Source organism: Pseudomonas sp. UBA6323, from assembly GCF_002439135.1.
In the GTDB taxonomy this organism is placed as follows: domain Bacteria; phylum Pseudomonadota; class Gammaproteobacteria; order Pseudomonadales; family Pseudomonadaceae; genus Aquipseudomonas.
In genome coordinates, this window is the sequence record NZ_DJSX01000079.1 from 15,245 (window position 1) to 28,821 (window position 13,577).

The 13,577-nt window shown below is 56.1% G+C and carries 9 protein-coding genes; all 9 read right to left on the reverse strand.

Annotation, left to right across the window (positions count from 1 at the left end):
- Positions 1 to 16: 16 nt before the first annotated feature.
- The 9 genes from B3P22_RS19360 to B3P22_RS19400 all read right to left on the reverse strand — a co-directional run bounded on the left by B3P22_RS19360 (position 17) and on the right by B3P22_RS19400 (position 13,563).
- Positions 17 to 1,912, reverse strand: coding sequence for a DUF7017 domain-containing protein (locus B3P22_RS19360; protein WP_296272189.1), 1,896 nt, complete (start codon positions 1,910 to 1,912; stop codon positions 17 to 19).
- Positions 1,909 to 4,782 (reverse strand): ATP-dependent DNA helicase, encoded by a 2,874-nt coding sequence (locus B3P22_RS19365; RefSeq protein WP_296272191.1) that lies wholly within the window; start codon positions 4,780 to 4,782, stop codon positions 1,909 to 1,911. Before B3P22_RS19365 ends, B3P22_RS19360 begins: the two co-directional genes overlap by 4 nt.
- Positions 4,783 to 4,928: 146 nt before the next feature.
- Positions 4,929 to 8,261: a DEAD/DEAH box helicase gene (locus B3P22_RS19370; RefSeq protein ID WP_296272193.1), complete on the reverse strand. Its 3,333-nt coding sequence runs from the start codon at positions 8,259 to 8,261 to the stop codon at positions 4,929 to 4,931.
- Positions 8,262 to 8,264: 3 nt separating this feature from the next.
- Positions 8,265 to 8,702 (reverse strand): hypothetical protein, encoded by a 438-nt coding sequence (locus tag B3P22_RS19375; protein ID WP_296272195.1) that lies wholly within the window; start codon positions 8,700 to 8,702, stop codon positions 8,265 to 8,267.
- The gene (locus B3P22_RS19380; RefSeq protein ID WP_043100161.1) at positions 8,699 to 9,235 is read right to left on the reverse strand and encodes a hypothetical protein; all 537 of its coding nucleotides are present in this window, start codon (positions 9,233 to 9,235) and stop codon (positions 8,699 to 8,701) included. The genes B3P22_RS19375 and B3P22_RS19380 overlap by 4 nt, the downstream gene beginning before the upstream one ends.
- Positions 9,232 to 10,290 (reverse strand): hypothetical protein, encoded by a 1,059-nt coding sequence (locus B3P22_RS19385; RefSeq protein WP_043100159.1) that lies wholly within the window; start codon positions 10,288 to 10,290, stop codon positions 9,232 to 9,234. The genes B3P22_RS19380 and B3P22_RS19385 overlap by 4 nt, the downstream gene beginning before the upstream one ends.
- Positions 10,291 to 10,457: 167 nt before the next feature.
- Positions 10,458 to 10,796, reverse strand: a complete 339-nt coding sequence (locus B3P22_RS19390) for an AAA family ATPase (RefSeq protein ID WP_296272196.1) — start codon at positions 10,794 to 10,796, stop codon at positions 10,458 to 10,460.
- A gap of 14 nt (positions 10,797 to 10,810) precedes the next feature.
- The gene (locus tag B3P22_RS19395; protein WP_165562308.1) at positions 10,811 to 11,983 is read right to left on the reverse strand and encodes a restriction endonuclease subunit S; all 1,173 of its coding nucleotides are present in this window, start codon (positions 11,981 to 11,983) and stop codon (positions 10,811 to 10,813) included.
- Positions 11,980 to 13,563, reverse strand: a complete 1,584-nt coding sequence (locus B3P22_RS19400) for a type I restriction-modification system subunit M (protein ID WP_038664505.1) — start codon at positions 13,561 to 13,563, stop codon at positions 11,980 to 11,982. The genes B3P22_RS19395 and B3P22_RS19400 overlap by 4 nt, the downstream gene beginning before the upstream one ends.
- Positions 13,564 to 13,577: the final 14 nt, after the last annotated feature.

Consider the following 13,577-nt stretch of genomic DNA (forward strand, 5'->3'; position numbering starts at 1 on the left):
ACCAACATGTAGCCGTCTACAACGGCTGAATGGATACGGCCTTCCATCCCCAGCTTTCACGCTTTTTGTTGTAGACCTGTACCGCCGTACCGGAAACCTGCTGACCGTCTTCGATCTCGCAGCGCTCCACCAATGGCGGAGGAATAAATATTTCGCTTGGGGTAAATCCCATGCCGTTAGAGACGCGAACCGCCTCGGTGAAGTCCTTGCGCAACAAATCGCCTGGCACTTTTTCGCTCGCCTTTGCGGAAAGCACGCGGTATTGAGGGCCACGCTTCGAAACATAGCGAACAAGCTGCACCTCGATGGCATCGCCCTCGGCAAACGCACACGGCAACACCGACATCGGGATCTCACCATTGATCTCCCGGCTGACGATGTAGCGAATGACCTGTTTGTCCTCATTCACCTGGTTCACAACCCCTAAAAGCTCGGGTGCCACATCCCACACAGTAGCGCCAGGCCGGCGCTCCAGCACAAACAGGTTGAAGCGCTGCTTCTCATCAAACTCGCCCTTGATCCTGACGGCATCCCCGGCCGCCAAACTCATCCGCGCGACCTTTGACTCAGGAATCGACACCTCCGCGGGGATTGAGCCCGTTTTCAGGAAAACCTTGCGCTTGGGCTTGTTCTCTCTACCCGGCACGACAAAGGTCTCGCCCAGGCAAGCATCAATCCAGGGCAAGTCATTGAACAGCAGCGCCTCAGCCGCCTTTGCATTCAGCCTGTAGTAGTCACGGTTGGATACCTTGGCCTGCACACCGGCAAACCAGTCCTGCGCCGCTATACTGGCAACCTCTTCAGGGATCTTGTAGCCCTCCTGCTCCTTGGCTCGAACAATAGCCTCGACCTCATGCTTGGCTGCTGCATGGTCATTAGCCTCCAGCATGCGCTCGGCGACTTTCAGGCGGATTTTCCCGGTGAACTTGTCCTCTGCCGAGCAGGTCAGCGCCTTGCAATAACAGCCCAGCGCAGCGTCCTGATCCTTTTGCGAGACAATTTCCCCCAGCAGCCCCCAGGCCCAGTAATCGTTGGACTTGGCCTTGGTCACCGCAATCCCGAAAGCCAGCGCCTCGTCATGCCGGCCCAGCGCCAGCAGCAGCTTGGCCTTGTTCAGCTTGAGAAATACGTTGTCCGGGAAGCGGCCCATGGCACTATCAATGAAGGGCAGTATGTACTCCTGCCCGTCAGCATCATCCGCAGCGGCCGCCTCCTTGCCCGCGAGCTGGATGACCTTCTCAGCCAGTGACGGATACTCCCTGCCATCCTCGGCGCGGTAACGCTCATAGTCTTCCCCGCGCAGGTGCTGGAGATCCCAATGGCGGGAAAAGGCCAGCATTTTCAGCTTGTCCTGCCCGGCCAGTTTGGCGGCCAACTGCAGCATGCGAGAGTGGAGCGGAGAGGGCTTTTCGATCTCCAGCTTGAGATAGTCACTTAAATTGCGCTTGACCTCGCCAACGCTGAAGTTCTCCTTGGCCAGCAGCGCCTTGGTGTGCTGGTAAAGCTCCCAGCCGAAACTGATCTGGATCTCCTGATTGGCAGCGCCGTTCATCCATACCTTGCGGTAGATGGCTGCAGCCTGCGCATGCTGCCCGCTCTTACTCAGCCCCTTGGCCTCGCTGATCTGCCGGCCAAAGGGATTACACAGCGAGAGCGCATGGCGAACGCCTTTATTCAGCACATCGTCAGCAGGATCGACAGCAATACTCTCCAGCTGACTGCGATAGTGCGGCAGGTTCTCCAGCTGCCCGTCCTTGGCATCTCGCTTGATCAGGTCGATCAGGCACCAGGCAAATGCCTTGCGGTCCCAGTCATCCACTTGCGGTGCAGCCATCAACTCAAGCGCCATCATGTAGGCTTCGTCGATCGCCCCTTCCCTGCGCTTAGCGAATACCTCCTTGTTGCTAGTCATGCCTGCATACCTGCGGTAAGCATCTGCCCGACCTCAGCGGCCAGGGTGCCCGGTGAGCACGCTGCGACCACGGGCTGGCATTTCGTGAACTGGTCTTTGCCGTTGTACCAAATGTCATAAACGGCCACGGCACCATCACGGGTAAAGCTGTAGCGCTGGCACCACTGCAACTCAGCCACATTGTGCAGCGTGATACCACTGCCCGCACACAGGCTGAGCACCTTGGCGTGAAACTCATTGAGGAACGGCTTGGCGAAATGCACATCGGCAACCCCTGCCGGCCTACCATCCGCAAGCGGCAAGCCCTTGAGCTCGGCAAGCACAGCACTCAGTTCGCTGCTCAAATCGGAGAGATAAGGAGCCGCTACACCAGTAACCTTGCTCTTGCCGTTATAGGCAATGTCTATCCGGGCAGACTCCCCCTCACGGCTGAAGAGGTAAACCTCCTGGTACTGGTGATGGAGTACGTCCTCGATGCTGACCCCACGCCCGGCAATCAACCGACGCACCTCGGTCAGCAACGCGAGCAGCACTGTTGCACTGGCGGGGATGCCGAATGTTTCGTCCTGCGGCGCAGGGGCAACCGCTGCAGATGCTGGCGCTGCAACGCTGGGAGCTGGAGTTGGAGCTGGAACTGAAGCCGGAGCCGGAGCCGGAGCCGGAGCCGGAGCCGGAGCCGGAGCCGCGAGCATGCTGGGCGCTGCGCGGAGCATCTCCAGCGCCGGATTGGCCACCATCTGAATACCACTCCACGGCTGATGGTTCGGCGGATCGAGCAGATACAGGTGGCGCGCCGTGCGCGTGATCGCCGTGTAGAGCCAGCGGAAGTAGTCCGCCGCCAGTTGGGTTTGATGGCTTTTGCACTTCACAAACACATGGTTCCACTCACTGCCCTGCGCCTTGTGGCAGGTGATGGCGTAACCGAACTTGAGCCTCAAGGCATTGAAATACGGATCCGCCATCAGGGCATCCTTGAACGCCTTAGTCCGCCTTGGCAAGTGCTTGTGGCGCATGCAGAAGTCGAGGTAGAGCGCCTTGTTCTCATCTGACGAGAGTGTGGGCTCCTTGCTGTAGAGCAGGTCCTCGATGATCTTGGCCGGGAAAAAATGCGCTGTGCCATCAAGGTCACGGAAGCCTGCCAGCACGTCCCTGAAGCGCAGCGGCACAACAATTTCCTCGACCACTGAGGTTTCGGGATTTCTCCGCTTCAGCTTGACGCTGCGCTCTTCAACCTCTCCGAGCACCTCACGGATCAGGCCGAAGTCACCGTTCGAGATAAAGAACCCGTACGCGTTGCTATTGGCAACAGCCATCACCTTGTCCCCCGGACGCACCTGCGCCCAGCCGGGGAAGAAGTGTTCGCGAATTAACCGGTTGTAATCGCCCACGTCAGCGTTGGAATGAGCAATTACGATGGACTCGCCGTTGATCTTGCCACCGCAGGAGTCCAAGTAACGCTGCAACAGCGCCTGATGTTCGACCTTCTCAACGTCTGGATAGGCGAGGTCCATGGTCAGGCGGTTGAACACCTTGCTCTGCAATGACTGTCGCAGGGGCTGAGCGTTGGCCAGAATGCCGCTCTGCGCTTTCTGCCGCACCACCTCAGACAGCTCGTATTCGCTGCAACGGACGCGGTGATGGCGCAACAGATACTCCGCATCCAAAGCAGGGGAAAAGTTCATCCCCACCGGTGGCAGCTGCGCGTCGTCGCCGATGAAAATCACCTTCTTGCTGTGATCGTTATGGTCCAGGTTCACAAACTTGAGAAAGTCGGCCAGCAGGTAACCCGTACCGAAGCGGAAAAACTCAGCCTCCTGGTAGATATCGGCCACCATCGAGGCCTCGTCGACGATGTACACCGTATCGGCTGAGAGGCTGTTGACCGCCAGCTGCGCGTAGAACTTGAAGGTCTCGGTACCCTCGGTGTCTGCATCGCGGTACTCGTCCATATCGTCGAACGCATAGAGAGTCTTGTGCAGGGTGTAAGCCGGCGACTGGGTTTTGCTGGCGATCACCTTCGCGGCCTTGCCGGTGGGTGCGGCGAGCACGTAGTTGCGGCCAATGGCCCGGAAATACTCGGTCAGCCCCTTGGTGATGAAGGTTTTGCCGGTGCCCGCGTAGCCTTTGAGAAGGAAAACGCTCTCCGACCTACTACTTAGGAAGCGCTCGATCTGTTTGACCAGCTCCGTCTGGCCACTGGTCAGCGTATAGCCGGCAAAGGCGTCGTGAATACTGAGATGCTGACGCGTGTTTCCACTGCTGAAATCGATAGAGTCCAGGACCTGAGCCGAGGCGCACTTGAAATCATCCAGCCGGGCCTGATCAGGTGCCGGTGTGCTTGACGCGGCCTCAGCCCGAGCGGCTTTCTCTGCGGCCTCCAGGCGGTTCAACTCGTCTTCCGCCCTGGCCAACTGCTCGGCACGGTCGTCTGCAGGGCTGTCCGGCTCCGTGTCTTCGACTGGAGCCGTGAACGGCGGATAGCTGTTGGCAGACTCACCGCTGTAGGTCTTGTAGAACCACTGGCCGATCAGATATGCATCCCCAATCAGGGCAAGCGAGACGCTGGCGTCGATAAACCCGCCATGCGCGGCTTTATTGCCGATCATCCGCAGCGCATGCAGCCTCTGCAGCACGATGTCGCCAACCAGCTCCACAAAGGCCGGGGACTTGAGCTTCTCGAAAAAGCCATCACTTGGTTCACAGGGCAGGCGCAAATCCCGGTAGAGCACCCCCACCAGCACCTCTGCAAAGCAACGCAACTTGACCACGGCGGTATGCGGGTCAGCAAACACATAGCGTTCTGCCAGCGAGGCATGCTGATACAGCTCGGGCCAGCGAGACTTCAGCGGGGCAAAGTTATCCGAAACCATTCATTTCCCTTACTCGACCGGGCGACTGCCTCACGAATCCATTGATGCATTTAGCGACAGGGTGCCGCATGGCACCCAAGGGCAGGTTGACGACCGTCAAATTAGCCGGTGACGCAACAGGCAAATTCACTCACCAAAGCAGACGGCTAATCAGCGGAAGCCGTTTCCACTACGGCATTCCTAAACTTTATTGGCAGGTTATAGGCGTAACTCATTATCTGAGGGAAAAGATTTATTTCGGATTTACCTCGAGGCTTCCAGCGCCTCAGGAAGTCTCTGTGGCCGAAAAATACCAAGTGCAACCGGGCACGAGAGCAGGCAACGTTTAGGCGTTTGCGGTCAAGTAAAAAGTTGAGGCTACCTTCAGTACGCACTGTTGAATAACAGACGATATCAGCCTCGCTACCCTGAAATGCGTCGACCGTATCGACAGCAACCTCTAAGGTTCCCAGGCGCCCATTTCGCCACCCGATAGCACGCAGGCGTTCGCGAATCCGCTCCTTCTGCCCGCCGTAAGGGGTAATAACGGCCACCGAAATATCAGACTGTATTGATTCGGCAAGATCGCCCAGAAACTTGACGATCTCCTTTGTCTCCTGAGGGTTCTCCTTACTTTTTGAATTACGCGACTGTTGCTGTCGCCCTTTGACATCCACCCAATAGATACTTTTTTCCAGCACATAACGCTTTTCGAACTCATCACTTTCGCGACCATTGTGCAGAACACGCTCGCCATGACGGGTATAGAAAAGCTCTGCAACCAGATCACCAATCGCCGGAGCCATTCGATATTGCAAGTTCAGCGTTTCCCGGCACTGTGCAGGCAACCGCTCAAACATGACCTCGAAAAAACTATTATCGAGGAAGCTCTCCTGCAGAAATCCGAGCTGTTCAGCAGCGTCGTCCTCCCGCAACAGAGGAGCGATACTGGGCGGCAACTGATAATGATCCCCCACTAAAATTACCTGGCCCGAGCGCAGAATGGGAATGAGAATTTCGGGCACGGTTGCGCGCCCAGCCTCATCGATTATTGCAACGTCGAACTGCAACTGGTCGATGCCTCCTTTATTGGTGGCCAAACCAACACAGGTAGCGCCCACTAGGTTTTTGTCAGCGAGCAAAGTGATGAAAAACTCATCCTGTGCAGCTCGGGATTGAGTGGTCTGCCGGATCATGCACAACCACTTATGACACAGCTCGGCCTGCTCACGCGGTAGGCTTACTGCGCCGTGCACGGCACGCGCGTCAAGCTCTGCCAAATAATCTGTGTACTGACTATCAAAGCCCAATGGCTTAATAGCAGAACTCATCTTTTCAGGGTTGCCGATGCGGATTGTACGAACGGGCTGATCGAAGGTCTCAGCGTGCTGACTAAGGAACTTACTCAGAGCATTGTCCACTGCAGTGTTCTGCTGCGACACCACCAGAACCCGCACGTTAGGACGCCGACGAAACAGTTGATAAAGCATTTCGACGATTGCTGTGGTCTTGCCTGCTCCAGGTGGACCTTGGATCAAAGCAATATTGCGCTCTCTCAATGCCAGCTCAACCACCCGCTTTTGACTCTCATCCAAAGCACCCGACCATTCGATGGGCGCATTGAGTTGCTGCTGTTGAGGCAGATAATGTTCAGGAGCCAGCAGGATGTTTTTCAGTGCTGGATTGACCAACTGATCATTGAAAAAGTCTTCCAGCGCCTGCCCCTGACGCTTGAGTGCTGCACTGGGTATGGTAACGACCAGCCGCAGCATCGGCAGCGCATCGTCTGGCAGAAGAAAAAGCCCTTCGATGCTGATGCAATCCTTTGTACACGTGTATATAGGCCGGTTACGCCGTTCATTGCGTAAGGCCGGAATGAAGTCATTACGCGTTGCATCCCATTGCAGCAAACGAACACAGTGATCCGGGTTGAGAGTATTGTCTTCGGAAAGGACTTCACGCAGCTGCTCCGACACCTGATCGAAAAGCTCACGCTCCTCTTCCGGCATCTTGTCCCGCATAAGGCGTAGAACACCCTCATCGCGCGGAGCCAACGCCAGCGGATAGTCCAAAGCAGAAACCTCCTCACATCTGCGCTGATAGGCGATAACCTGCTCCCAACGCTGATAGAAGCGACTTTGTGCAATACGCTCTGGAGAATCCTGCATATCCAGCGCAGCCTGGGCACAGAAGCGTAAAAACTCCTCTACGCCACACGACCAGCCAACACTGGTCCGCCGGGCCAACTGCTGTCCGATAAGGGTAAAGCGAAAGGGTGTGTCTATCCCCACCTGGGGTAGGCCGCACTGCACAACTCGCCGCACCTCAAGCATCTGGTTGCCCTTACCTGGGGTGCATTCGACTCTTACCGAAGCTTTGGCCAGGGAGATGACGCCTGTGGCACTGGCATAGCCCAACAAGGTCCAGGGTTCGTCGACCTCGAAGAAGCACTGATCAGTAACAACCTTGAGATGCTGCTCATCAACCTCGACATACAGTTGTTGATAGGACTGCACGCCTCGCGCCTGATAATTGAATTCGCTCACCTCAATATTGGAGCGTTGCTGCGCGAACGGATTACCGGTCAGGCACAAATCATAGTGGGTCGGGTGTACCCAAACCTTTTGCCCGGAGAGCAAACGGACAGCCGGATGCTGCAACTGATTTATAGGCAGCGTGGCACGGAGCATGCCGTCGAACAAGGTTCCGATCACTACCTGCCTCACCTTGTGATCGACCACAAACTGCACAGGTTCGCCTGGCATGATGTGATGGTAATACAAGGCGCCTCGGGACACGCAGCCGTAAAAACGGCCTGCCACATGCTTGTGCGCCGACTTGATTAGCACCGGGATCTCATCGGTGTACGTCAGCGCTAAGGCTTTTTGCGCAAAGTCGTCGCGACCAAAGGAAATTCGGTGGCCAAAACGCGGCAGGGGGGTATCAATTTCATCCATGGCCACCAGCACCAGTTTGCCTGGATATAGCCATTCCATCGGCAACAGGGGCTCTGCCGGATCGAGCTCCAGCAACTCTTCAAATCTCTCCTGACACAGCAGGTTCTGCACCTGCTCTTCGGAAAAAATCAGGTACTTCTGATACTCCTGCATCCGCACCATCGCATCCTCAATACGCGCATATTCACGGCGCAAGGCAGATTTGCGATATGGGCTAGAGGCCTGGTCGGCCACCTCAGTGCTGATGATCTGTTCGAGCTTTTTCAGCTCAGCCGGAAGATCCGCGACCGCCACGCGATGCTCTCGAATGCCCCTAAGCAGACCTTGGGCGTGCTCGCCGGCCATATTCCGGTAGATTTTGTCTCGCTCGCTGCCCTGGCGTGCCTTTGCAGCACCGGCACGCTTGCGGATCGCCTCGGTTCTCTCGCGCTCAAGCTCCTGCTTCTGGCGTTCCTCTTCAGTCATGCTGTTCAAAACCCAGCTAACTACCTTCGCAGTCGCCATAACGGCAAGACCAGCAGCGACGATAAAAGGAAACGCCATGCCTTACTCCTGTGCGCCGTATAACAACAGAGCCGCTTCTTCAGCCGTGATCTGCTTGGACTCCAACTGCTTAAGAACCCGGCTCTCGAGGTCAGCCTTGTTCTGCAATTGAGTCAGTACCCGCTCATGCTGGCGCTGGCTGTCCATATCCTGGTTACCCAACTCAACAAGTCGCGCTTCGTGAGATCTGCTGTGCTGATCATCCAGCAAGTGCGCCTTGGTCACTTCGTGCTCGCTCAGACGGATGTCACGCTCGCCCTCGATCAACGCGCGCTTGGTCACTTCCTTTTCTTTCTTGTAGTCCGCATAAGCCTTCAAGCCCTCTACCGACCTGTCGGCCAGCTGCAGGGCTTGATTGACGCTGAACCCTCCGGCATTGCTTTTGGAGGGAGTTTGTTTAGGCACAGTTTTCTTGGGTGTCGATTTGACTGGTGGCTTCATTGCGTCTCTCCTGTGGGACTAAGCAGCAGTGCCAGGGTGGCATCAATACAACTATCGAGGCAGACCTGCAGACCGATAAGCTCCTGAAAGCTCCCCAACGCCAGACGCTCCTGCTGCAGCAGCTTGTGGATAGATGTCAAAGAGTCGAGTTGCTGGCCAATTTTCGCCTTCGTAAGCCGCGTTGCTCTCTCCTGCCCCTTTAACAGTTGCTCGATCTTGGCGCGCCGACCACTGCCTTCGCGGCGCAACTTCTCTAGCGCTATCTGGCCGATCTTCAGCTCATTCGCCAGAGTCCTCTCCAACTGCTCGTTGAAGGCTTGCAACTGCGTGGTCACCTCCTGGGCTGCGCAGTAACGCAGGTAGCTGGTACCCGCCTCGATCACCGCGACCGCCGCATCGATCCAGACGGCGGTCGGATTGAGCCTTGCCAAACCACCGACACCTCTGGTCAGTAAAACAGCGCCATACCGATGGACCTGAGCATCCTGCATAACTTGCTCACCCACACGGGCAAAAAGGTCAATTGTCTTCACTTGCCATCTCGTATCGGGTGAATGCCTTCCACGTCCAGCCGGCGCTGGATGCAGCTCCAATCAAAGCCCAGGTTTTGCCAGCGCTCATCGATCTGGTGCTGACGGTTGAACACGCATGCCTCGTCCTCGTGACCATTCGCCAAATCTGAGAACAGATGATCGACCACCCTCTCACGCATGTCTGGGTGCACCCGCGGCCATACCCAGGATGACGCTGGGTCTGGCTCCGGGACGAAAGCGTCTTCTGCTTCCTCAAGGTCTATGAAGGTCGCGAATCTACAGTGCTCTACCGGTACCATCCGTGTCAGATGCTCTGGAGCACCTTGCGGTAGGCTGTAGCGCGTGGACAGGCAGAATACCGGGCTGGCTAACTTGAATTCGCAATCGTGCCCGGCGCGCAAGTCCTTGTCCGTCAAATTGACGGCGATAGCCCAGGGGGAATCCTCAGCCACGCGCAGCGTCAGTTCCCATTCCTGGCTGGGAAAGCCCGTTTCAGCAAAACAATCGTTAAAATCCTCAAATGCGAGCGCCAGATATTCTTCGGGATGGCGCCAAATCCGGTTCTTCTGCCGCTCACAGTCTTCATTCCAATCGAAACTGGGCCAAGGGCGCGGCTTGCCCTCGCCCCTGTGCCAGGGGCGAATAACAAAGCCTGATTCGTCCTTGATTTCAACGGGAGCCAACAGGGTGGTGCCACAGAAGTTGTGCTTTTTATACTGGCCATCTAGCCACAAGGATCGCGTCTGGCCATGCAACAGGCTCATGCACTTGATAAGGTGCTTGGCGCGCTGGGTCAGTTGGCCGTCGCCATCGATCAAGCCCAGCCCATGCAGACGCCGCAGAATCGGCTGCAGTTGCTGACCACTTAAGCCCGAGACTTGGGCGACCCAGCCGATACCCTGCCCGGGCATCAAGGTCAGCGCATCCATCAGCAAATGCGAAAAGCCCCCCAACTGATCGAGCAGCCGGTGTCTAAGCGTTAATTCGTAGAGACGGACGGGGAGATACACCTGCAGGGTATCTGATACTGCACATGAGAAGCGGCTGTAAATCATCAAGAATCCCTACCTGCTGCTTAACCAACCCGCAACGCCATAATGCCACCATACATGCCTGGCATCACACCATGACCTCAATACCAGTTAGAAAATGAGCCCGTAGCGCTTGAGTATTCTGCCGCTCACTCACAACCCCCAGTAATCCTGCTTGATCTTCTGCACCATCAACCTACGGCGCTCGGCCAGAAACGCTTCGAACCGCTCGGACTGGTAGGCTGCCAGATCCTCCGGGAGACAGTTGGCGGCCAGATTGGCCTTAAGATCATCCACTCGGGTGATAGCACCGTAGCGGGGCCTTCCCTTCTAGCACTGCTGAAGCAGTTCATATCGCTCTTGTCCGCCTTGACGTCGCCGCTCTCGAAGAAGATAGCCAGGGCTTCGAGGATGGTCGATTTGCCATAGTCATTACGACAGACGATGCCGGTCATGGCTTCGTCGATGGGAATGACGGTGGTGGCGCGGTAGCCGCGGAAATGGGTGAGCTTGATGGCCTTGAGGCGCATGAAGATTTCCTTATCTATAGATGACCAGAGAAGGCTTTTTGGCTAAGCGAGCCCTCAAGACCGGCTTCATCAGCTTTCCTGTAAGCCGAAGCAAACTGCCTAACTTTGTTTGCGATGCCAATATATTTGCTGACCAGCCGCTCATCGGGCAAATAACAATTAAGGTCTCTGATGTCGCCCAAACCAAGAAACTTTTGCGTCCCCCCTCTGCTTTTTTGTTGCACTGCTGCCTCCAGCAACGGGCCGTTAAGTAAGGCCAAAACAAATTCCGCAGGAAGACTAGACCTCCCTAACTTTATCAGTGCCACATTCTTTATTGCGAAAAGCGGCTCATCACGCACAATAGCCGGATTTCCGATTGTCCCAATCATAGGCATCAAGATATCCCCGACATCTACCTTGGAGCGCCTATTTATAAGCTCATAATCCTCTTTCGATATGTAGTTAACATCCAACATATCAATTTCGCCATTCTTTATATTTTTTGATGTGATCAGCGGAAATCCGGAGCTCACATAAGAGGGCGAGTCATGTGTACCGTCCCGCACATCAAAAACATTGCCAAACTTATCTACAGGCCACCCCTTCGGATTGGTCACCGGGTCGCCGAACATGTCCAGAAACACGGCGCGGAGGAAGTCGTCGGCGAGCTGGATGGCTTGCTGGCGTTTGCGGCGGATGGCGTCGGCCTTGTCGAGGATGGCAGCAATGCGCTTTTGTTCGGGCAGGGGTGGGAGGGGGATTTCTAAGTCCTTAAAAGCAGTTACAGTAAAACTAGCCTGATTAACGGATTTTTTTGTAATCGCTGGAATAAGTCGCAGGAACACTGAGCTAGATAAATAATGAAACAAATACTTTGAAAAGACCACCTCACAGCTTGGCCTCAGGCAAAGTAAATTCATACCATGCACTATATCCCCTCGATCACTCTCGAAGATTGCACACTTAGCCAAATGCTTTTCAGAGTTAATATGACTGATCAATATATCGCCATTACGCAGTCGATAGTTCAAATACTCGACCTCAGATACATCTGCATAGCCACACTTATCTAGATTCACAGTTCTATCGGCAATAGTCTCAATGCGCGTAATGGGCAACCCCGCAGCATCATTTGACTGTTTGATAGATGCTCCGTTACGTATGAATTCAGATACAGCCTCTAACTTCACTGACGGCCAACTCACAGCATTCCCTCCAGCTCATCCAGATCCGCCAGAATCTCCTGCTCCAGCCCTTTGAGCCGTTGCAAAATCACCTTGGGATCCTCGTACTGTTCCTGCCGGTACTCCACTTCCTTGTAGCGATTGATGGAGAGGTCGTACTTGTTGGCAGCAATATCCTCTGCGGGCACGACAAAGGCCTTTTTGCGCTTGTCGCCGAACAGGGTATTGATGGTGCTGGCGCTGAGGTTGCCCTCAATCATCTGCCGGTACTTATGCCACTGGGCTATAGCATCGGGCAGGTCGTTGCTGCCCTCTCCTTTCAGCTCGGTGCGCTTGTCGTCCAGCGAGTAGCCGTCGGCCTGCAGGTCATAGAACCACACACGTTCGGTGGTACCGCCCTTGGTAAAAATCAGGATGGCAGTGCTGACGCCGGCGTAGGGTTTGAACACACCGCTGGGCAGGCTGACGATGCCTTCGAGCTGGTTGTTGTCGAGCAGCTCCTGGCGCAGTTGCTGGTGGGCTTTGGACGAGCCGAACAGCACGCCGTCCGGCACGATCACGGCGGCGCGGCCGCCGAGCTTGAGCGAGCGGAGGATATGGGCAACGAACAGCAGCTCGGTCTTCTTGGTTTTCACCAGACCGAGCACGTCGGGGTTGGTGTTGGTTTCGTCCAGGCTGCCTTTGAACGGAGGGTTGGCCAGCACCACGTCGAAGAAGTCTTGTTCCTGACGCGGGTAGTGCTCCTTGATGGATTTGCTCAGGGAGTCCTGGTAGCGGATGTTCCCGCCGTTCACGCCGTGCAGCATCATGTTCATGCTGGAGACGCGCAGCATGGTGGTGTCGAAGTCGAAGCCCCAGAACATCTGGCTGTTGATGTGCTGGCGGTAGGGTTCGAGCAGGTCGCCGGAGTAATGCAGGTTGCCGTCTTCGTCGGTGAAGGTGCCTTCCGGGCTTGAATGCACGCGGTTGAGGTATTCCATGGTGCGGGCGAGAAAGCCCGCCGTGCCGCAGGCCGGGTCGCAGATTACCTCGGTCGGCTGCGGGGCGATCAGTTCGATCATCGCGTCGATGATGTGGCGCGGGGTGCGGAACTGGCCGTTGATGCCGGCGGTGGTGAGCTTGCTCAGCAGGTATTCGTAGATATCGCCCTTGACGTCGCTCTGGGTCAGCGGCAGGTCATTGACCATCTCCACAGCGGAGGTGAGTACGGACTCGTTCTTGATCTCTAGATCGGCGTCCTGCATGTACTCGCTGATATGACCGAGGCCCTCGCGCTCACCGCCCTCGCCTTCAGCACCGCCGAGTTGGGCGAAGAAGGGGTAGACCTTCTGCTTGAGATGGCTGTGCAGCTCCTTGCCACTCATGTTGCGGAAGTTCTTCCAGCGCAGCAGCTGGCCTTCCGGGGTATTGGGAAAGAGGCGGTCGAAGGGCTTGCCGGTGCGATTGGCTTTGCGCTCGGCCACGTCTTCCTGCATGTCGAGCATGCGGGCGAACATCAGGTAGCTGATCTGTTCGATCACAGTCAGCGGGTTGGTGATGCCGCCGGTCCAGAATTTTTCCCAGAGCTTGTCGATATCGTTGCGGATTTTGCCGGTGAGCATTCAGTGGTCTCGAT

Bases quoted from the DNA above. Each gene is read 5' to 3' on its own strand.
- B3P22_RS19360 (WP_296272189.1), bottom strand. From the start codon at position 1,912: ATGACTAGCAACAAGGAGGTATTCGCTAAGCGCAGGGAAGGGGCGATC.
- B3P22_RS19365 (WP_296272191.1), bottom strand. From the start codon at position 4,782: ATGGTTTCGGATAACTTTGCCCCGCTGAAGTCTCGCTGGCCCGAGCTG.
- B3P22_RS19370 (WP_296272193.1), bottom strand. From the start codon at position 8,261: ATGGCGTTTCCTTTTATCGTCGCTGCTGGTCTTGCCGTTATGGCGACT.
- B3P22_RS19375 (WP_296272195.1), bottom strand. From the start codon at position 8,702: ATGAAGCCACCAGTCAAATCGACACCCAAGAAAACTGTGCCTAAACAA.
- B3P22_RS19385 (WP_043100159.1), bottom strand. From the start codon at position 10,290: ATGATTTACAGCCGCTTCTCATGTGCAGTATCAGATACCCTGCAGGTG.
- B3P22_RS19390 (WP_296272196.1), bottom strand. From the start codon at position 10,796: ATGCGCCTCAAGGCCATCAAGCTCACCCATTTCCGCGGCTACCGCGCC.
- B3P22_RS19400 (WP_038664505.1), bottom strand. From the start codon at position 13,563: ATGCTCACCGGCAAAATCCGCAACGATATCGACAAGCTCTGGGAAAAA.